The organism is Streptomyces katrae, assembly GCF_000717655.1.
GTDB lineage: Bacteria > Actinomycetota > Actinomycetes > Streptomycetales > Streptomycetaceae > Streptomyces > Streptomyces katrae_B.
Map to the genome: position 1 here is coordinate 76433 of NZ_JNZY01000008.1, position 20394 is coordinate 96826.

At 71.3% G+C, this 20394-nt stretch carries 17 protein-coding genes; 10 read left to right on the forward strand and 7 right to left on the reverse strand.

The annotated features are described in order from the left end of the window. Positions 1-155 precede the first annotated feature (155 nt). The gene (locus IF09_RS0111900; RefSeq protein WP_030294726.1) at positions 156-620 is read right to left on the reverse strand and encodes an ATP-binding protein; all 465 of its coding nucleotides are present in this window, start codon (positions 618-620) and stop codon (positions 156-158) included. A 495-nt stretch (positions 621-1115) separates the two neighbouring features. On the opposite strand from IF09_RS0111900, the gene IF09_RS0111905 reads away from it, so the two are divergent. From IF09_RS0111905 to IF09_RS0111920, 3 genes are all read left to right on the forward strand, one after another. Further along, the gene (locus tag IF09_RS0111905; RefSeq protein WP_030294728.1) at positions 1116-1682 is read left to right on the forward strand and encodes a hemerythrin domain-containing protein; all 567 of its coding nucleotides are present in this window, start codon (positions 1116-1118) and stop codon (positions 1680-1682) included. Between the two features lie 352 nt (positions 1683-2034). Next, a complete protein-coding gene (locus IF09_RS0111915; RefSeq protein ID WP_030294730.1) occupies positions 2035-2529 on the forward strand; it encodes a DUF5709 domain-containing protein in 495 nt (164 codons plus the stop codon). 141 nt (positions 2530-2670) lie between these two features. Continuing rightward, on the forward strand, positions 2671-3546 hold the full coding sequence (locus IF09_RS0111920) for a glycosyltransferase family 2 protein (protein ID WP_030294732.1): 876 nt from the start codon (positions 2671-2673) through the stop codon (positions 3544-3546). Positions 3547-3780: 234 nt separating this feature from the next. On the opposite strand, the gene IF09_RS0111925 is transcribed toward IF09_RS0111920, so the two are convergent. The 3 genes from IF09_RS0111925 to IF09_RS0111935 all read right to left on the reverse strand — a co-directional run bounded on the left by IF09_RS0111925 (position 3781) and on the right by IF09_RS0111935 (position 5790). Next, positions 3781-4056 (reverse strand): isoamylase early set domain-containing protein, encoded by a 276-nt coding sequence (locus tag IF09_RS0111925; protein ID WP_030294734.1) that lies wholly within the window; start codon positions 4054-4056, stop codon positions 3781-3783. Positions 4057-4208: 152 nt separating this feature from the next. Continuing rightward, complete coding sequence (locus IF09_RS0111930) at positions 4209-5231, reverse strand: ATP-dependent DNA ligase (protein WP_037634646.1); 1023 nt, start codon at positions 5229-5231, stop codon at positions 4209-4211. Positions 5232-5361: 130 nt separating this feature from the next. Beyond that, complete coding sequence (locus tag IF09_RS0111935; protein ID WP_037634689.1) at positions 5362-5790, reverse strand: DUF6098 family protein; 429 nt, start codon at positions 5788-5790, stop codon at positions 5362-5364. Between the two features lie 552 nt (positions 5791-6342). Between IF09_RS0111935 and IF09_RS0111940 the strand changes: the two genes are divergently transcribed. The 6 genes from IF09_RS0111940 (at position 6343) to IF09_RS0111965 (ending at position 13185) form a co-directional block, all read left to right on the forward strand. Then, entirely contained in the window at positions 6343-7278 is a 936-nt protein-coding gene (locus IF09_RS0111940) for an SDR family oxidoreductase (RefSeq protein WP_051832353.1), read from the forward strand. 4 nt (positions 7279-7282) lie between these two features. After that, positions 7283-7741 carry an SRPBCC family protein gene (locus IF09_RS0111945; protein WP_030294739.1) on the forward strand — a complete coding sequence of 153 codons (459 nt, stop codon included), beginning with the start codon at positions 7283-7285 and terminating at the stop codon, positions 7739-7741. Between the two features lie 17 nt (positions 7742-7758). Continuing rightward, the gene (locus IF09_RS0111950) at positions 7759-9360 is read left to right on the forward strand and encodes a phytoene desaturase family protein (RefSeq protein ID WP_030294740.1); all 1602 of its coding nucleotides are present in this window, start codon (positions 7759-7761) and stop codon (positions 9358-9360) included. Positions 9361-9601: 241 nt separating this feature from the next. Next, positions 9602-11725: a SpoIIE family protein phosphatase gene (locus tag IF09_RS0111955; RefSeq protein WP_030294741.1), complete on the forward strand. Its 2124-nt coding sequence runs from the start codon at positions 9602-9604 to the stop codon at positions 11723-11725. Positions 11726-12061: 336 nt separating this feature from the next. After that, entirely contained in the window at positions 12062-12598 is a 537-nt protein-coding gene (locus IF09_RS0111960) for a phosphatase PAP2 family protein (protein ID WP_037634648.1), read from the forward strand. Positions 12599-12804: 206 nt separating this feature from the next. Continuing rightward, positions 12805-13185: a hypothetical protein gene (locus tag IF09_RS0111965; protein ID WP_030294743.1), complete on the forward strand. Its 381-nt coding sequence runs from the start codon at positions 12805-12807 to the stop codon at positions 13183-13185. A gap of 154 nt (positions 13186-13339) precedes the next feature. Here IF09_RS0111965 and IF09_RS0111970 read toward each other — a convergent pair whose 3' ends face one another. Further along, positions 13340-14524, reverse strand: coding sequence for a zinc-dependent alcohol dehydrogenase (locus IF09_RS0111970; RefSeq protein ID WP_030294746.1), 1185 nt, complete (start codon positions 14522-14524; stop codon positions 13340-13342). A 191-nt stretch (positions 14525-14715) separates the two neighbouring features. Between IF09_RS0111970 and IF09_RS0111975 the strand changes: the two genes are divergently transcribed. Then, positions 14716-16260 (forward strand): FAD-dependent oxidoreductase, encoded by a 1545-nt coding sequence (locus tag IF09_RS0111975; protein ID WP_030294748.1) that lies wholly within the window; start codon positions 14716-14718, stop codon positions 16258-16260. A gap of 84 nt (positions 16261-16344) precedes the next feature. Here the strand turns inward: IF09_RS0111975 and IF09_RS0111980 are convergent, their stop codons facing one another. Further along, positions 16345-18561, reverse strand: a complete 2217-nt coding sequence (locus IF09_RS0111980) for a prolyl oligopeptidase family serine peptidase (protein ID WP_078613198.1) — start codon at positions 18559-18561, stop codon at positions 16345-16347. Between the two features lie 46 nt (positions 18562-18607). After that, entirely contained in the window at positions 18608-20389 is a 1782-nt protein-coding gene (locus IF09_RS0111985; protein ID WP_030294752.1) for an N-acetylglutaminylglutamine amidotransferase, read from the reverse strand. Positions 20390-20394 lie beyond the last annotated feature (5 nt).

Below are 20394 nucleotides of genomic sequence, written 5' to 3' on the forward strand. Positions count from 1 at the left end.
CCCACGTCACGATGCCCGACCGGCTTGCCGAGGGCAGCTGACCCTCCCGGCCCGGCGCAATGCCGCAGCTCGCGGGCGGCAGGTCTGCATGACGTGGATATCGGGGCCCGCACCAGCGGCCCGGGCAGATGCTTGGGGGGATGGTTTTGTAGTCGCTACAGGTCGTGAGTGCACTGGTGGGCATCGACGAGCAGGACGACCGCAGTGATCCGTTTCCCGGTGGGCTCCCGGTAGATCTTGAAGCCCTTGGCTGAGGCGATGACGACTTCCAGGCCGTGCTGTCCGATCCGGAGGGGGTCCGGGGGCAGGATGGCAGGCGGGGTGGGGTTGCTGTCCCAGACGCTCACTTCGAGGCAGCCGCCGATCACTTCAAGGGTCAGCCGGTTCGGGCCAGGCGCGTACTTGCGGGCGTTGGTCACCAGTTCGCTGACGATCAACTCCACCACTTCGACGGCGCGGGCGGAAACCGGCAGACCGTCGAGGATCTGCACCTCGTCGAGGAACGAGCGGGCCAGGCGGCGGGCATCAGCGATCCTCTCCCACTCGTTGAGCAGGAAGGAGGCGGCGATCGGACCGGGGCGGGACGGTTCGGGCTGCTCGTCTGTACCGACACCGCCCATTACGCCGCCTACTTGCTTCCCGCCATGTCTCCCATAGCTCGCACTCTACGGTCTGTCGCATACAAGCGCACCGAACGCGTGGTGGTCCGGGACCTGACCCCGCGGCCGCCCGCCGGCACGGACACCCGATGAGGCCGACACGAATGGCAAAAGGTCTGGACTGGGCTTCGGTTCGTCGGCAGCCGCCCCCGCGCGTAACACGTCGGCGGGTCGGCTACGGGAGGCCGGCAAGTGACCGGCCCAGTGCCCCCGCCGACGGCCGACGGCCGGGGCGCAGTCCGTTCGTCCCCAGTTCAGTTGGGCAATTCGGAGTAAGAGGGGGGCTGAAAAGGAAGACGAAGCAGTCGTTTCGCCTCGCGAGTCCGAGGAATGGTGCAGGTCACCGCCCCTTTGGCGCAGGTGCGGCCGACACGCTGAGCGGAGCGGAACCAGGCTGCTGTGCGCGTCGCACGATTCACTGGGTGGCCAGCAACCTCCGAAAGAAAGGCGCTACCCATGGGACACGGCGGTGACGTGATCGCGGAGCTGATGACCGACCACCAGGAGGTCGAGGAACTTTTCGCGAACATCGAGGAAATGCCCTCCGGTGACGCCCGCAGAAAGATGTACGCCGACCAGGTCACCATGGAACTCGTCCGGCATTCGGTAGCCGAGGAGGCGTACCTGTACCCCGCCGTACGCAAGCACGTGCCGAACGGCGACAGCATGGCCGACAAGGAACTGGAGGATCACGCCGCCGCGGAACGCATCATGAAGGAACTGGAGGGATGCGACGCCGATCATCCCCGGTTCGACGAGCTCGTCATGAAGCTGATGACGGAGATCCGCAGCCACGTGAACGACGAGGAGAACAATCTGTTTCCTCGCCTGCGGCAGGCGTGTTCCACGGAGATGCTGGAGAAGCTCGGCGACAAAGTGCGCCAGGCCAAGAAGACGGCTCCCACGCGTCCACACCCGTCCGCCCCGGACAAGCCGCCCGCCAACAAGCTTCTCGCCCCGGGGGTCGGGCTCGTCGACCGCCTGCGTGACGCGATGAGCGGGCGAGGCAAAGAACCCTCCTGAGAGTCCCGACGCCTTCGCCTCCGCCAGGCCGGGTGCCGCCGGCCTGGCGCGCACGGCTGTTTCGCCGTTTCGCCTGCCCTCTCGCGGGCAGCCGCCCCACGGGGTCATCGAGACGGAAGGACACCGAGATGACCGAGGGCACACCGGACGCCGCCGCGCGGCGGAGCCCGTACGAGCGCGCCCGCAGCAGCGAGGAACCGGGAGCCCACTCCGGCTCGGAGAGTCAGGCGCGGGAGCGCGTCGTGCCCGGCACGGCAAGCGCCCGAGAGGGATACCACCAGGCCGGCACCGGTAGCGGGGTCGGCCGGGGGACGGTTGAGAACTCTCACAGCCATGGCGAAAGGAGCGCCTGATGACTGAGAACCAGATGGCGGACGACGCCTATCAACCCACGGGTACCAATGAGGAGCAGGAGGACGCGGCGCCCTTGGACCTCCAGAACGCCGTGGACGAGCGCACCTACGACGACATGTTGGACGAGGGCTACTCCCCTCCCGAAAAGCCGTTGGGTGTCACCAAATACGGCACGACGGCGGAGGAGCAGAATGCCGGCGAAACCCTGGACGAAAGGCTGTCCCAGGAGGTCCCGGACGTGGCGGAACCCGAAGGGGACGGTCTGGGGGACCTGCCCGGCGGGCAGGGAGAGCTGATGGACCCCGAGGTGGGGACCGACCGCGCCGGGCGACTGAGGGCGCCGGACGAGGGCGCCCGTACCGACACCACCAAAGAACTGATCGCCCGGGACGAGGGCATCGACGCAGGCGCGTCGAGCGCCGAGGAGGCGGCCATGCACGTCGTCGAGGGCGGTCCCGCTGTCGAGGGCGAAGAACCGGACTCGACTGTCTGACCGGCGCCGCGCCGGCCGTCGGCGCCCGACCGCCCTGAGCGGCATCTCTCAGCACGGGCGCCACGGGGGCGCCGTGACCGCCCGACCGGCCCCCCATGGGTCGCGCGTCATCCCGTCGACCCCACCCGAGGTGGCCCCGCCGTGACCCCCGATCCCCGCACCACCGTTGTCGTCATCACGCACAACCGCCGCGATCAGTTGCTGCACACCCTCGACCGGCTGGCAGCGCTGCCGGAGCGGCCGCCCATGATCGTCGTCGACAACGCGTCGACCGACGGGACCCCAGAAGCGATCGCGCGGCTGCGGCCGGAGGTCACCCTCCTGGCACCCGGCCGCAATCTCGGCGCTCCGGGCCGGAATCTGGGCGTACGCCACGCCCGGACGCCGTACGTGGCGTTCAGCGACGACGATTCGTGGTGGGAAGCGGGATCTCTGGCGCGCGCTGCTGACCTGCTGGACCGGCATGCGCGCCTCGGACTGCTCGCCGCCTCCGTCCGCGTGGGTCCCGGTGCCGACCCCGACCCCCTGAACGACCTGCTCGCCGCCTCCCCGCTCGACCGCGCCACCGATCTGCCCGGGCCGCAGGTGCTCGGCTTCCTGGCCTGCGCCGCCGTCGCCCGACGGGACGCCTACCTCCAAGCCGGCGGCTACCACCCGATCCTGTTCCTCGGCGGCGAGGAGACCCTGCTCGCCTACGACCTGAGCGCGCACGGGTGGGGAGTGTGCCACGTTCCGGACGTGGTGGCCGTGCACCGGCCGACCGGCGGGGTGCGGCCCGGCCGGCCCGCGGTCCAGCGCCGCAACGCCGCTCTCACCGCGTGGCTGCGCCGCCCGGTGGGCGTCGCCGTGGAACACACCCGCAGGCTCGCCGCGGAGTCCCCGCGCGACCCGGAAGCCCGCCAGGCACTGGCGGGAATGCTCAAACGGCTTCCGGCGGCGCTGCGCTCACGCCGTCGGCTGCCGCCGACCGTGGAGGCGGCGGCCCGCCTTCTGGACGCGGACGCAGGGCAGGCCTGAAGGGTGGTTGCGGATGATGTCATCCCCTACGGTGAGCCGCTTGATGCGGGGCCCGGGAATCCCACGACGACCGCGACTCGAACGCGCACGCCGGTCGGCGACCGTCGTGGGTTCCCGGGGCGCCGATGCACTCGGCTCCTCCGGTCATGACTCGTGGTGTGGTGCGGCCATCAGCGAGTTGGGGACGGGGGCGGACCTACCTCTCTCGGGATGGGTCCGCCCCCGGGCATGGGATCAGGTGTGCAGGAGGCTGTTCGTGCCGTCGTGGCCGTCGGCGTGGTCCTCGTCGAACCAGTAGTCACCCGCCGCGAGGTAGCGGAAGGAGTGCACCCTCTTCGCCGGCAGACCCACGGTGACGGCGCGGAAGCCGTCGGGGCGGGGCTCCAGGGTGTGGGTGCCGGGCTTCCACTCGTTGAAGTCACCGACCACGCTGACCGGGCCGGGCGGCGTGTCGGCGGGCAGGACGAAGGTGACCTGGGCACGGTCCTTGAGCAGCTTGCGTTCGAGCATGGCAGAGAGCTCCTGGAGACGGGGTGGTCTTTCCGCTCATCCTGCGGCCCTCATCGAGGTCGGGCATCCCCACGCGGCCGCCCGGGGCCACGGCTTCACCCGCCCGGCACTCCAACTGACGGGTCTGCATCCCGCAGGCCGTGAAAAATTGCTCAGCCGGCCGCCGCGGCCGGGCCCGGCGTCCGGAACAGGGGAACGTCCCCGATCGTCGCGTCCAGGCGCAGTCGCTTGAAACGGACCGGGTGCCGGTAGACACCGCCTCGGTCAACGGCGGTGTCGGCGCTGATCTCCGCTACCAGCTCCGGGCGGACCAAAGTCACCTCCAAGAGGTCCCGGCTGCCCCATGCAGATGTGAACCGCGTGCCGGTCCATGGGTGCTCCGGACCGGCCGCGGTCAGGTTCCCGCCGACAAGGCGGGCTGCTTCGGGGCGCAGTGGAGCGGTGCGGCCCATGGGCTGGAGGTGGCCGCAGGGGTCGTGGCGGCCCAGGAGGAGGAACCGGGGCCGGGTCAGGGCGCCGGTGATGGCTCCGATGACAGCTTCGGTGGTGTCCCGGCGTCTAAGTTTGTACCAGCCTCTGTATCCGGTTCGGTAGGGGTCGTCCATGGCTTTGACGACGATGCCTTCCATACCGGCGACGTCGGTGCAGGACTCCAGCCACTTCTGGGCTTTGATCAAATCCGTGGTCATCGGGCAAAGGGTCCATGGGGCCTTCAGCCCGTGCGTGTCGAAAAGGGCTTCCAGGCGCAGGCGGCGTCTCCGGTAGGGGTCGTGCAGGAGCTCTTTTCCGTCTTGCTGGAGGATGTCGAAGGCGATGAAGAACGCGGGCAAGGGCCCGGCGAGCTCCCGCGCGGTGCGGCCGCGGGCGGCGGCCCGGCGTTGCAGTCCCTCGAAGGACAGCTCGCCCGTGTCGATGTTCCAGACGACGAGCTCCCCGTCGAGGACCAAGCCGCCGGGCAACTGCGCGGCGGCGGCGGTGAGGTCCGGGAAGCGGCCCTGGACAAACCTCCCACGCCGGGTCTGGACGAGAGGTTTGCCTGCCTCGGGGGGAGTGAACAGCAGCGCCCGGTATCCGTCGAACTTCTGCTCAAAAGCCAGCTCGCCCAGCACGCCAGGGCCTGGCACCGACTCCACGGCCTGCGCCAGCATGGGCTCCACCGGCGGTCGCAGCGTCACCCTGAGAGCCTCCCCTTGCGCTTACGTCCGGGCTGAGGGCCGGGCCAAAACTGTGACGACGTGGGTTCGGGTCATACACGAGCAGCCGAGACGTCGGCGCCACCTTCTCCTGGAACCGTTGCAGGCGATCTCACCTGCGGTTGAGTGGCCCCCAGGTGCCCTGTTGCTGCTTGACCTCCTCTTCCGCTTCGGTGATCACTTTCCGATCGACCCATCCGAGCGGCTCCACGTCTCGCACCAGGGGTTCGTTGTCGGGGCCGCGACCGGACTCCACGCCGTGCAGCAGCCACGGCCTTACCCGGCCGTCCTTCACACGCGGCAGGTGGGAGTAGTCGTAAAGACGGCGCGCGGCCCATGTGCGGAGCGGCCGCTGCCCCCACCAGTCCTCCACGTCCATGGGATTGGCCGACAGGCCCGGCAGTTCGATGCCCGTGAGCCCGTCCCGACTCGACGGCTCGCGAAAGAGATCGACCTGGGGGCCCAACGACCACCGGACGTACAGCCCCCGTCGAGTGGCGAGCATGCCGGTCAGCTCATCCAGCGATCGAATGAGCGCCATATGCGACCGGTCTCCCTTCCCGCTCATGATTGGCTGCTACCCCGCTCCTCGCGGGATACCACCTCTCGAGGGCCGTGAGCATCGAGCCCGATCCATCGCCGAGCGGCGACACCGATCCCGGCGACCGGCACCCCGTCCAGCCTCGGCTCCGCTCCCGGCTGGTCGGCCCGCGGCCCCCGCAACGTCGCAGGTATTCCCCGTCATGCCGCCGATGAACGGGCTGGGCGCGGCACGGGCCATGCGGCACCCAGCCCTCAGTGGCTCTGGTGTGCCGCAGCGGACCCGCCGTGAAGGCTCAGGGCCTCGGTCTCCCTCCGCATGAGTGCGGAACCGCGGCACGGAAGTGAGGCTTTCCGGTTCGCGGCGCCTCAAACCCCGTCCCGTTTCGTCCCGTCCAGTCCCGTCCACTCCAGTCCAGTCCAGTCCAAGATCACGCGGTTCGGCCGCGCCTTTCGGTTTACGCCGCGGCGCTTCCGCTGGGGGCCGCCTGGCCGACCCGGACGGACAGTGCGCCCGCCGTGTAGGAGCCGGTCGGGCGGGCATGCGCCCCGCATGACGAGCCACGGTCGGCATGACCACCCGTGGAAGCCGGGACCCCTGGAGGGCCGCGTCGCCGTCGTCACGGGCGCCGCACGCGGACTCGGCCAGGGGCTCGCGTGCGCGCTGTCCCGTCACGGCGCCCGGGTGGCGTTGGTGGGCCTGGAAGGTGAGCGCCTCGGCCGCCTCGCGGCGGACCTGCCCGGCGCCGCCCACTGGACCGTCGACGTAACCGACGCCGACGAGCTCGCCGCGGTCGCCGAGGCCGTGCGCCGCGCCCTCGGCAGGCCTTCCGTGGTCGTCGCCAACGCGGGCGTGGCGCTCGGTGGGCCCCTGCTGGACTGCGACACCCACGACTGGCGACGGGTGATAGAGGTCAACCTCGTCGGCAGCGCCCTGACGGCCCGCTCCTTCCTGCCGGACCTGCTTCAGACATCCGGCTACTACCTGCAGGTCGCCTCCCTGGCAGCATTCGTGCCCGCGCCCCTGCTCACGGCGTACTGCGCGTCCAAGGCCGGTGTGGAGGCATTCGCGCACGCCCTGCGCGCCGAGGTCTCGCACCGCGGCGTCGGTGTCGGCATCGCCTACCTGAACTGGGCCGACACTTCCATGATCCGTGCAGCCGACGAGACGGCCGTCTTCCGCGAACTGCGGACGCACCTGCCCTGGCCGGCCTCCGTCGTCCAAGACCCCGCGCTCTACGTCCGAGCCATGGTCCGGGGCATCGAACGCCGGTCCGCGCACATCTACGCCCCGCCGTGGCTGCGCGGCGCGCAGGCAGCGCGGGCGCTCCTGACGCCCGTCGTCGCGCACCGTTCCCGGCAGGCCCTCGCGGCCAGGGGAGAAGAAGCGCCCCTGTCGCCCAGCGGTCTCCTCGGGCCCGGCGGCGCTGCCGCGGGCTCCCGGATCGGGGGCCCGGCACCCGACCCGTTCCTCAAACCCCGGGAGTGACACCATGGCCGTACGCCACCGACTGATCCACGCCACCCCGCAGCAGGTGTGGGACGTACTCGCCGATGCCTCGAGCTACGCCGCCTGGGTGGTCGGCACGAGCGAATCGCGCGTCGCCCGCGGCCCGTGGCTCGAGCTCGACTCAGCCCTCGAGTACACCGTGAAGATCGGACCGTGGACGGGGTCGGGCACCACGGTCGTCCGGCGCGTGAACACCCTCCGCGAACTCGAACTGGAAGTCGACAGCGGCCCCGTCGGCACGGCCCGGGTGGCGATCGAGGTCCGCCCCTGGGGCAGGGATTCCCTGGTCATCGTGGACGAACACCCGCTGCACGGGATCGGCGGCACCCTGCACAACGCCGTGTTCGACGCACTGATCCAGCTGCGCCACCGCGACATGCTCAGGCGGCTCGCCGACGTCGTCGAGGAACAGGCCGGAGCCGGTGCACACGAACACGCCTGAGCACGAGGGGAAACGCCATGCCCGACGCGATCGTGATCGGAGCAGGTCCCAACGGGCTGGTCGCCGCAAATCTGCTCGCCGACGCCGGCTGGAGCGTGGAAGTCCTCGAAGCACAGCCCGGACCCGGGGGCGCCGTACGCAGCGACCGCGGGGTGCACCCCGACTACGTCAGCGATTTGTTCAGCGCCTTCTATCCGCTGGCTGCCGCCTCGCCCGTCATCGCTTCCCTCGGCCTGGACCGCGAAGGCCTGGTCTGGGGCCACGCTCCGCGTGTGCTCGCCCACCCCCTGGCCGACGGCCGGTGCGCGGTGCTGGACCGGCTGCCGCACGACACCGCCGCGGGCCTGGACGAGTTCGCTCCCGGCGACGGCGACGCGTGGACCGACCTGTGCAAGGTGTGGGACCGGCTCGGCCCTGACATCGTCCAAGGCCTGTTCACGCCCTTCCCGCCCATGGTTCCCGCGGCCCGGCTCCTGTACGGCGTGCGCCGCGCCGGAGGGCTGGGGCTCGTACGGCGGCTGCTGCTGCCCGTGCGCCGGCTGGGGGAGGAGGAGTTCCGCGCCGAAGCGGGAGGCCTCCTCCTCGCGGGCAACGCCCTGCACGCCGACCTGCCCCCCGAGGCGGCCGGAAGCGGCGGCTACGGATGGCTCATGTCGATGCTCGGCCAGCATTTCGGGTTCCCCGTTCCCGTCGGCGGGGCCGGTGAGCTCACGGCCGCCCTGGTACGGCGGCTGGAGCGCCTGGGTGGCGCGGTCCGCTGCGGCACACCGGTCGTCGAGGTCGTCGTACGGAGGGGCCGGGCCGTCGGCGTGCGGACGGCCTCGGGCGAGGGCGTGCCGGCCCGGCGGGGCGTCCTGGCCGACGTGTCGGCTCCCGCGTTGTACGGCTCCCTGGTCGGCGAGGAGCACCTGCCCGACCGCGTCCTGCAGGACCTGCGGCGCTTCCAGTGGGACTTCGCCACGTTCAAGGTGGACTGGGCACTGGAGTCCCGGGTGCCGTGGGCGGCGCCGCAGGCGGCGACGGCCGGCACCGTGCACTTGGCCGCCGGCATCGACGGCCTGACCGCCTACGCCGCCCGGATCGCCACGGGACTCGTACCCGAGGACCCCTTCCTCATCTTCGGCCAGATGACGGCGGCCGACGCGTCCCGATCGCCGGCGGGGACGGAGTCCGCCTGGGCCTACACACACCTGCCGCACCGGATCAAGGGCGACGCGGGCGGCCAGGGCCTGACCGGGCGCTGGGAGGGCAGTGAGAGCGAAGCGATGGCCGACCGCATGGAGGAGGTCGTCGAGCGCTACGCCCCCGGGTTTCGCGCGCGCGTCCTGCGCCGGAGGGTCCTGGCTCCTCCCACCTTGGAGGCGATGGACGCCAACCTGAGCGGCGGCGCCCTCAACGGCGGCACGGCCGCCCTGCACCAGCAGCTCGTCTTCCGGCCCGTCCCGGGCAACGGACGCCCCGAAACGCCGGTCAAGGGGCTCTTCCTCGCGTCGGCGTCGGCCCACCCTGGCGGGGGTGTGCACGGCGCGCCGGGTGCCAATGCGGCCCGCGCGGCCCTGCGGCGCCACCTGCCGACGGTCCTGACCGTGCGCCGCCGGCGACTGCCCCGGTCCGTTTAGCTCCACCGCGCCCCGGCGGGCCGCGTCCGTCGAGGTGCTCACGGCCGATGCCTGCGGTGGAGCGCCTTACGGTGGAACGCATGCGGCTCCTGCTGGCCTCGACGGGGCACTGCCCCTTCCCCGCGGCCGGACAGGGCAGTCCAGGTTCTCGGACACACTCGACCGCGTCCTCGGACGTGAAAGCGGGGAAGCCGGTGGCCACAAGCACCCCTTACCGTCTTTGCGGCTTAATGTCTTATATGTGACTGATGACAGCATCGCGTCTGACGGCGAGGTGTCTCTGGACCAGGCACTCAGGGGCACGGTGCAGCGTACGGGGGCCTTGGCGGCCGGGGTGTACCTGCTCTCGCCGGACGAGCCGGTGTTGAGCCTGACGGCGCTGTGCGGTCTGCCGGGGCGGGCGGTGGCCCCGTGGTGGCGGGTGACGCTGTCGGCTGTCGGCCCGCTGTCAGAAGCGGTGCGGGAGGACCGCCTCGTATGGGTGGGGCGCCAGGAGGACATGGCACGCATGTACCCCAACGCGGCCGCAGGTCTGCCGTACCAGTTCGCACTGGCCTTCGCCCCCCTCCACGGCGTCCGCCGGTGGGGGGCGCTGGTCCTGGTGTGGTCCAAGAGCCGCCCGTCCTCGCTGACCCGCCGGGAACGCGGGCACATCCTGTCCAGCGCAAACCGCATCACCCGAGTGCTGGACCAGGCGCCTGCTCCATGGAGCATTCCTGATCGGCCGCGTGCCGTGCCCCTGCTCCTGCCCGGTCCGGACCCGGCACAGGCCGGGCTCGCCGCCATGGACCTGCTGCAGCGGCTGCCCGTCGGAGCCCTCAGCATCGATCTGCAGGGCCGCATCACCTACCTCAACGACGCGGCCGCACGACTGCTCGGCCGCAGCGCCGACAGCCTCCTGGGTGCCCAGCCGTGGCAGGCGGTGCCCTGGCTCGACGACCCGGTCCACGAGGATCATTACCGCGCCGCCGTCTTCAGCCGCGAGGCCGTCGCCTACACCGCGCTGCGGCCGCCCGACCGCTGGCTCGACATCCGCCTCTACCCCGACGACAGCGGCATCAGCGCCCTCATCTCCCCCAGCCTCCACAGGCAGCCGGCCGACGCCTCGCCACCCCCGATCCCCGCGGATCTCGGCGCCTCACCGGAGGCAGTCGGCAGGGGACGGATCCACCAGCTGATCCACCTGGCGGCTGCCCTGAGCCAGACCGTCACCGTGGCCGACGTCATCAACATGGTCGCCGACCAGATCCTGCCCGCCTTCGGCGCCCAGGGCATGGTCATCTCCGCCGCCGACGCCGGACGGCTGAGAATCATCGGACACCGAGGCTACGACCCGCGCGCCGTCGCGGCCTTGGACGGCCTGCCCCTGGACACCGACGTCACTCCCGCCGGCCATGTCCTGCAAAGCGGTATCCCGGCCTTCTTCGCCGACCCCGCCGAACTGGCCCGGGCCCACCCGCGGGCACCCGCCCTCAGCGGTAAACAGGCGTGGGCGTTCCTGCCCCTGCTGGTCTCCGAGCGCCGCGTCGGCTGCTGCGTCCTCACCTACGACCACCCGCACCCCTTCAGCGCGAGCGACCGCGCCGTCATGGTGTCGTTGGCCGGGCTCATCGCCCAGGCCATGGACCGAGCGCTGTTGTACGACGCCAAGCACGACCTTGCCCACGGCCTGCAGCAGGCGCTCCTGCCGGTGACCCTGCCCCTCATCCCCCACCTCACCGTCGCCGCCCGCTATCTGCCGGCCGCCCACGGCATCGACATCGGCGGTGACTTCTACGACCTGATCCGTCTCAGTGACACCGCCGCCGCCGCGGTCATCGGTGACGTACAAGGGCACAACATCAACGCCGCTGCCCTCATGGGTCAGGTCCGCACCGCCGTCCACGCCACCGCCGGCGCCCTGCCCGGCGAAGTCCTGGCCCGCACCAACCGCGTACTGATGGATCTCGAAACCGACCTGTTCGTGTCCTGCCTGTACATCCACATCGACCTTGCCGAGCGACGCCTCCACCTGGCCAGCGCAGGACACCTGCCCCCGCTGCTCCGCAACCCCGCCCCCGCACCGCACACCCAGGCACTCGAAGTGGAGCCGGGCCCCTTGCTCGGCATCCGTATGTGCAGCGAAGCCGACTACCCCGTCGCCACCGTCCCCCTGCCCGCAGGATCCCTCCTCGCCCTCTATACCGACGGTCTCGTGGAAACCCCTGACACCGACATCACCGACTCCATCACCGACCTCGCCGACCGCCTCACCAGGAACGGCGACCGGCCGCTCGACGCCCTGGCCGAGAGCCTCCTCCACCACGCCGGTCTGCAACACACCCGCACCGACGACATCGCCCTGCTCCTTTTGCGCAGCCGGTAGGCCGGTAGAAGACAGGGCTCGCCCCCGCCCAGCCTGCATACCGGGCGGCCGGGAGCCCTCCCAGGGAGGGCGCGGCGGTGTGAGCTCCACCGGATCCCCGCTGTCCGCGTTCCTGCCGCCCCGCCTCGGAAGCGGCGGCGGTATCGACACTGTGCTCGTACGTCCACGCCCCCTACGCCGGAGAACGTCCAGTCATCCGTATGGCACGAGGCTCGTTTGGGGCGAGCCGCGCGGGAGAGACGCCTCCACAGAGCATGCTGTCGAGGTAAAAAGGGCAAATCCATGGGACGAGCGGGCGCAATTACAGGCCCGGTGGGAGTGCGTACACCGTCCAGCATGGAGCGTGCCGACCGTTGGGCGACGCGGTCGGTGGCTGCCTGGGACGGAGCGTTGGCCCGCCGGGTGTTCCCGGCGGTGGGCCGGGCGGCGGAACACACCAAACTGTGGCTGGCCACTGCCTGCGTGCTGGCAGCGACCGGGGGCGCCGCAGGACGCCGGGCCGCGATGTCGGGGCTGGCGGGCATGGCGGGAGGTCAGCTGCTGGCAGCCCTGGCGAAGCGTACGTGGGAGCGCCGCAGGCCACCCGCGGAGCTGATCCCCCACAGCCGGGTCCAGGAGCGCCCTGACACCTCTTCCTTCCCCTCCGGTCACACAGCAGCGGCCGTCGCCTTCACCACCTCTGTCGTCCCGGAGTGGCCGACGGCCGGGGCGGTCTGTGCCGCGCTTTCGGCTGCGGTCGGCCTTGACCGGATCCACAGCGGGGCGCACTATCCGAGCGATGTCGCTGCCGGAGCGGTCATCGGGCTCGTCGGCTCGCGCTCGGTGCGCATGGCAGTCCGGACACGTTTCGGCCGACACCCGGGGGCCGGCTGAATCCGCTGTTCGTCCGTCGGCGGTTGATCGCCACTCGCGGCGCGATGCACCGAATCAGGGCCGGTAGACGGCGAGGTATCGGAAGGGCTTGACGACTGCCATGTACCCGCCCTCCCGCTCACGGGGGCGGTTTGAGGGCTGGAGTTTGGGCATGCGCAGCGTGCAGGAGAACTGTTCAAGGGGAGGGCGGAAAGGAGGGCGGGCTCATGTCGACCGGTCCGAAGTCGCATGTACCGCATGGCGAGGGGCCCAGCAGACACCAGGGATCGGAGCAGCACGGCTGGTCTCCCGATGTCGATGCGACCCACAAGCAGGACAACCCGAGCGCGAAGCGTTCGTTCCACCCCGATGAACACGCCCCCAAGTCGAGAGCCAAGACCTCCGACTCGTCCGAAAAGGTCGACGAGGGCGTTCCGGTCAAGAGCAGCAGCCGGCGCGGGGAAGACCAGGCCAAGGGAAGCGGTCAGAAGGGCCACCACGACATGGGCTCGCGCGGGCGTTCGCAACGCCCCAGCGGCGGCAAGGACGCATCGGCCTATACCGGTATCAACCCGGAAGGCGGGTCCAAGAAGACGCGCCGCGGCTGAACCCGTGCCGTGCCTTTCCGGGGCCAGGGCGGCCCGCGCCTGCTGACCGCCCACCCGCCCCGTGCAGTGAGCCCCCGTCCTTTCGTGGACGGGGGCTCACTCCGGCCGGGTGGTCGGCGGCGCACGCCCATTGGGAGCGGCCGCCGCTCCGCCCTCAAGGCCTGAAGAGGACCTTGACCGCGCCGTCCTGCTTCTTCTGGAACATCTCGTACGCTTCCGGGGCCTGCTCGAGGGGCAACCGGTGCGTGGCGAAGTCGTCCACGCCGAGGGGATCCCCGTCGGTGAGCAGAGGGAGGATGTCGTCGACCCAGCGCCGGACGTTGGCCTGGCCCATGCGCAGCGTGAGCTGCTTGTCGAACATGGTCAGCAGGGGCAGCGGATCGGCCGCACCTCCGTAGACCCCGGACACGGAAATGGTGCCGCCGCGGCGGACGAGGTCGATGGCGGTGTAGAGCGCGGAGAGCCGGTCGATACCCGCGCGTTTCATCATGGCCGCGGCCAGGGAATCCGGCAGGAGGGTGGTCACACCCTGCGCGGCGGCCGCGATACGGCTGCCCTGGGCTTCCATGCCGACGGCGTCGATGACGGCGTCGGGGCCCCGGCCTCCCGTGAGCGCAAGGACGGCGTCGGCCAGGTCTTTGCCGTACTCCTGGATGTCCAGGGTGTGGATGCCGCGCCGACCGGCCCGCTGCAGGCGCTCGGAAACGACGTCGATTCCGATGACCGTGCCGGCGCCCCGGTGAGCGGCGATGCGACAGCTCATGTCGCCGATGGGTCCCAGGCCCAGGACGGCGACACTGCCACCCGGCGGAACGGACGCGTACTCGACCGCCTGCCATGCCGTGGGCAGCACGTCGGACAGATAGACGAACCGCTCGTCGGGCGGCCCCTCCGGCACCCGGATCGGAAGGGAATTGCCGAACGGGACCCGCAGGAATTGGGCCTGCCCGCCCGGGACCTGCCCGTAGAGCTTCGTGTAGCCGAAGAGGGAGGCTCCGGTGCCGTGCTCGCGCACCTGCGTCGTCTCGCACTGGGACTGCAGCCCCTGGTCGCACATGAAGCACGACCCGCACGAGATGTTGAAGGGGACCACCACCCGGTCCCCGACCTTCAGGGAGGTGACGTCCGGTCCCACCTCCTCGACGGTGCCCATGGGTTCGTGGCCGAGGATGTCGCCTGGGTCGAGGAACGCTCCTAGAACCTCGTAGAGGTGCAGGTCCGAGCCGCAGAGACCGGTGATCGTGATCTTGACGATCACGTCCTCGCGGTCACGGATCGTGGGGTCGGGCACGGTGTCGACGCGTACGTCCCGCTTGCCGTGCCATGTAAGTGCCCTCATGACGCCTCCTTGCCGACCTGCTGCTTCGCTTCTGTCAGTCCCTGCTGTGTCCCCCCCTGTGCGCGTGCCCCCCGCGGTGCCGGCGAACCGGACCGTCCCGGCCTTCCTCTCCGGTGCCGCCGCATCGGCGCTGCGGGCCGCCGACCGGAGCGACGGCGCTTGAGAGTGGTTCTCCTGGGCAGCCGCCGGATATGAACCGACCTCCGGACACCGGCCGCTCCTACTGGATGCAGACAGCAGCCCTGCCGTCCTTCACCCCCCTCTCGGGGGTCGCGGAGGCGGATGTTGCGGTCATCGGCAGCGGCATCGCCGGTCTCAGCGCGGCGTCGGAACTCGTCCGGGCCGGCTTCAAGGTCATCGTGCTGGAAGCGGACCGTCTCGCCGGCGGCGTCAGCGGCCATACGACGGGAAAGCTCACCGCGCTGCACACCGCCGTCTACGACACGCTCCGCTCCGAGCACGGAGAGGATGCCGCCCGGCAGTACGCGGCGTCGCAAAGCGCTGCGCTGCGTCACGTCTTCGAGGTGGCCGAGGCACTCGGCATCGACTGCGAGCTGGAGCGGCGCCCGGCCCTCACTTACTGCGAGCGGCCCGAGGGCGTCGAAGCGTTGCGTGCGGAGGCCGAAGCGGCCCGGTCGGCAGGCCTCAGCGCTTCGTTCGTCGCCGAGACCGGCCTGCCCTTCCCCGTGGCCGGCGCCGTCAGGGTGGAGCACCAGGCCCAGTTCCATCCGCTCAAGTACCTGCGCGGGCTCGCCGACGAGATCCTCGCGCTCGGCGGCCGGATTCACGAGGGCACACGCGTCACCGGGCTCGAGGAGGGAGACCCCTGTCGGCTCGCCACCGACTCCGGGGCCACTCTCTTCGCGCGGCACGTCGTCGTGGCCACCCATCACCCCGTCTTCGACCACGGGCTGCTGGCCACGCGGCTCACCCAGCACCGTGACCTCGTGATCGCGGGCTCCCTGCCCGCTCGTCGGGATCCCGACGGCATGTACATCACGGAGGAGGGCGGCAAGCGGTCCGTACGTACGGCGCCGCTCACGGACGGCAGCCGGCTCCTGATCGTCACGGGAGAGGCGTTCACCCCCGGCGCCGGGGAAGACACGGAGGCCGGGTACACCCGCCTCCAAGCCTGGACCGAGCAGCACTTCCCCGGAGTCACGATCTCCCACCGGTGGGCAGCCCAGGACAACAGCGCCACGGACACGCTGCCCCTCATCGGCCGGCTTCCCACGGGCGGCGAGCACGTGTACGTCGCCACCGGCTTCGCCGGCTGGGGCATGACGGGTGGGGTCCTGGCCGGGACGATCATCGCCTCCCTCGTCAGCGGGGAACGGGAGCCCTGGGGCGGCCTCTACGACCCAGGCCGCCTCGGCTCCGCTCTCCGCTCCGCCCCGGCGCTCCTCAAGGCTCAGTGGGACACCGGGAAGCACTTCGTCAAGGGCCGCCTGGACGCGCTCGGCGACGGCACCCACGGAACCGTCCGAAGCCTGCGGCCCGGTGAGGGAACCGTGGTTCGGGCCGGCGGCAAACCCTGTGCCGTCCATCGCGACGACGAGGGCCGACTGCATGCCGTGTCCGCCGTCTGCACCCACCTCGGGTGCCTCGTCGCCTTCAACAACGCCGAACGCACATGGGAATGCCCCTGCCACGGCTCCCGATTCGGCGTCGACGGCAGCATCCTCCAGGGACCGGCCCTGCGTCGACTGGAACCGCAGGATCCCGGAGAGCTCTGACTCACCCGTCAGCCTCCCACCGTCGCAGGAGCCGGCGTCCATGTGGCTCGTTCCTGGCGGGCCCGGTCTGGGGGGCTGGCTCGGTCACGGGGCGGTACCGAGATGCTGCTCCAGCCAGTCCGCGGCAGCGCGCCGGTAGAGCCGCCGGTTGTCCGCCCGCAGGAATTCGTGGCCCTCGTTGCGCAACGTCAGCTGCCGCGCCGGCACGCCGCGCGCGCGTGCCGCCCGGACGAACTGCTCCGACTCCGTCGGCGGCACGTTGGTGTCGTGCTCCCCGTGGACGGCCAGTACGGGTGCGCGCAGCTGATCGATCCGGCTCATCGGGGACAGAGCGCGGAGCAGTTCGCGGTCGTGCTGGGGGTGCCCGTACTTGACGGCTGCGGACTGCGCGATCCACGGCTCCGTACCGGCGAAGAAGGTGGCGAAGTCCGACATCCCGCAGACCGCGACTCCGGCGCGGAAGAGGTCCGGATGCCATACGAGAGAGGCCATGGTGAGGTAGCCGCCGTACGAGCGGCCCATCACCCCGAGCCTCAGGGGGTCTGCGTACCCGAGCGAAACCACATGTGCGGCGCAGTCGGCGACGTCTTCGATCGCCGCGAACCGGCCGGCGCCGAGGTCGGCGTCCACGAAGGACCGTCCGCGGCCGGACGAGCCTCGGACGTCGGGGGCGAACACGTCGAGGCCCCTGCCGAGGAGCTCGTGGTACAGCGGGCTGAACACGGGCCGTTCCTGTTCCTCCGGTCCGCCGTGGAGGTGGATCACGCACGGCGCCGGCCGACCCGGGTCCTGCTCCGGCGCACGGTAGTACCAGCCACCGAGTACGAGCCCGTCCCGGGCCTCGCAGCGCAGGGGCACCGGCCGTACGGGCGGCCGCCCGGGCGGGACCGCGTCCTCGTCCCGCGCCGACCAGCCGGTGCGCGCGGGGACGAGGGCCTCGTCCACTTCCCAGATGCCGGGCCTGCGCCGGGATCCCGACAGGGCGGCGAACAATCCGCCGCGCTCCAAGGGCGCGATGCGGGTCACCACCTCGTGGGGCAGGACCGGTTGGTGGCGCGGTCCGACGCCGCCGTCCGTACGGCCGACGGCCAGCCCCACGCTTTCCAGCTCGCTCGCGCCGTGCGCGTTCCAGGCGAGGACGGCCCACCGGCCGTGGTCGGGCACGCTCAGCAGATCGAGGGCGGACTCCTCCCGCTCGGCGGCGACGGACAGCCCCCGCGACGCGCCCTGCTCGTCCAGCCGTACCCGCAGGAGGGCAGCGAACTCCCGCTCCGCGTCGCTGCGCAGCCACAGTGTCCGCGCGTCGGCCGAGAAGCGGCCGATCCAGGGGTCGCCGTCGGCGGCGCGCAGCGCGAAGGTGGTGCGGCCCGAGGCGGTGTCGAGTACGAGGGCCTCGCGCCGGCCGCGCGGGCCGCGGCGGACGAGCGCGTAGCGGCCGTCCGCGCTCATGTCGCACACGCGCAAGGAGGCGGCCCCCTCCTCGCTGAACAGCCGGACCGGGGCGTTGGCCCCGTCCGGGTCGACCAGGTAGGCGGCCAGCCCGCCGCTGCGCGCCGGGCCGAGGTCAGCGGCCGGCGCACCGCTCGCCGCAGGACTGCCCGCTGCGAGCACGGACGGCGCGGGGTACCGCCCGGCCGGTCGTCGTGCGGCCCCACCGTCGAGCAGCGTGGCCGGGCCGTCGCGTTCGGACCATGCCGGGCCCGGTGCCCTTCCGTCCGCCGGCGGCCCCTCCGCGTCCGGCGGCAGGTGCCCCGGTCCGGCGTGCTCCGAGCCCGTCGGGGAGGGCTGTGCGACCGTGACGGCAAGGGCGGTGCCGTCGCGCGTCCAGCACCCGAGGTGAGCCGAACTCCCCGGCTCCGCACCCGCGAGAACCTGCCGTCCGGTGCCGTCCGGGCGCACCACCAGGACCCGGGTGTGCTCCCCGCCGCCGGGCGCCGAGGTGTAGGCGATCCAGCGCCCGTCCGGCGACCAGGACACCTCGGTCACCGGGTCCGGGTCGCCGTCCAGCACGTGTACCTCACTCCCCCGGGCGGGCCCGCTCCACAGTTGGGGGACGCCGGCCCGGTCGCAGATGAACGCCACGTGCTCGCCCGTCGGATCGGCCGACGGGTACCAGCATCCGTGGGCGACGAGGAGGGTCGGGGGGTCGATGCCGCGGTGGCCGGGCACCCGCACCGGCGCGGGCGCGGGCGCCGGATCCGGCACCGGGTCCGCTCGGTCCGCTCCGCCGACGGGCGGGCCGGGCGCCCTGCGGGGGGTTTCGTGCTCGTGCCTCAGGGGTTTCGTGTGCTCCAGGGGCATGGGCCGCCTCTCCCGGGCTTCTGCTTTCGCTTCAGGTGTCGACCGCTCACTTGATACCGTGCTTTTGCAGCCAGATTTCCAACGACGCGACTTGCCACAGGGTGTTGGCCCCGCGTTTGGTGCGATGGCGGTTGGGTGCCCCGAGCAGCTCCTGAACAAGGCGTTGGTCGAAGATGCCGCGTCGGCGTGCATCCGGGGCCGTGAGGGCGTCGCGAACGCGAGCGAGCACGGGCGGGGCCATGTGCCGGACCGCCGGCACCGGGAAGTAGCCCTTCGGGCGGTCGACGACTTCGGGGGGCAGGATCTTGCGTCCGATGTCCTTGAGCACGGCTTTGCCGCCCTGCGCGAGCTTGAGCTGCGGAGGGCACGCCGCGGCCAGCTCGACCAGCTCGTGGTCCAGGAAGGGCACTCGCGCCTCCAGGCCCCAGGCCATCGTCATGTTGTCGACCCGCTTGACGGGGTCGTCAGGCATCAGTGCGTGGACGTCCATGCGCAGGGCCGCGTCGAGAGCGGTCGCGGCCCCCGGTGCGCCCATGTGCGCCCGGACGAACCCCATCGAGGCGTCGTGGTCGGCGGTGAGGTCGGGGTGCAGCATTGCGGTGAGATCGGCGTGCGTACGGTCGAAGTACGAGTCCGCGTACGCCTCGTCCGCGTCCGGCCGGGTGGCTGCGGCGATGCGCGGGTACCAGTGGTAGCCGGCGAACACCTCGTCGGCGCCCTGGCCGCACAGCACGACCTTGACCTCCTTGGAGACCTGTTCCGACAGCATGTGGAACGCGACGGCGTCATGGCTGATCATCGGCTCGCTCATGGCGCCGATCGCGGCGTCCAGCGCCGACGGAAGCCGATCGGAGGGGATCAGGAACTGATGGTGGTCGGTCGAGAACCGTCGCGCGATCAGGTCCGAATACCAGAACTCGTCTCCGTCCTCCCCGTTCTCCGCCTCGAAACCCATGGCGAACGTCGCGAGGTCCTCCTGCCCGGCCTCGGCGAGCAGCGCCACGATCAGGCTGGAGTCCAGCCCGCCCGACAGGAGCAGGCCCACGGGTACGTCCGCGACCGTGCGCCGCCGAACCGCTGTGCGCAGCGCGTCGTGCACCGCCTCCTGCCAGAGCGCCGGGTCCTCGCCGAGCTCGGAGTGCCGGGTGTAGGACGGTTGCCAATAGCAGTGGTCACGGTGCGTGCCGTCCCGCTCCACCACGCGCACGGTGGCCGGCGGGATCTTTCGCACTCCGGCCAGTACGGTACGGGGCGCCGGGACCGTGCCGTGCCAGCTCAGGTACTGGTGCAGCGCCACCGGGTCCAGGGACGTGTCGACTCCCCCGCCCGCCAGCAGGGCGGGCAGGGAGGATGCGAAGCGGAGCCGGTCGCCGTCCTGGGTGATGTACAGGGGCTTGATGCCCAACCGGTCGCGGCCGAGCACGACACGGCCGGTGTGGTGCTCGACCACGGCGAAGGCGAACATGCCGATGAGGGACTGCACGCATTCCCAGCCCCACTCGGCGTACGCCTTGACGACCACCTCGGTGTCGGAGCGCGAGAAGAAGCGGTGTCCGAGCCCTTCCAGGCGATCGCGGAGTTCGCGGTGGTTGTAGATGCAGCCGTTGAAGACCACCGTGAGGCCCAGCTGCGCGTCGGTCATGGGCTGGGCGCCGCATTCGGAAAGATCGATGATCTTCAGGCGCCGGTGCCCCAACGCCACCGCCCCCTGCGACCACGCTCCCCGGCCGTCCGGTCCTCGCGGCTCCAGAACGTCGGTCATGCGTTCGATCGCGGCGAGGTCCGGTCTACAGCCGTCGAAACGCATCTCCCCGCTCACACCACACATGGGGC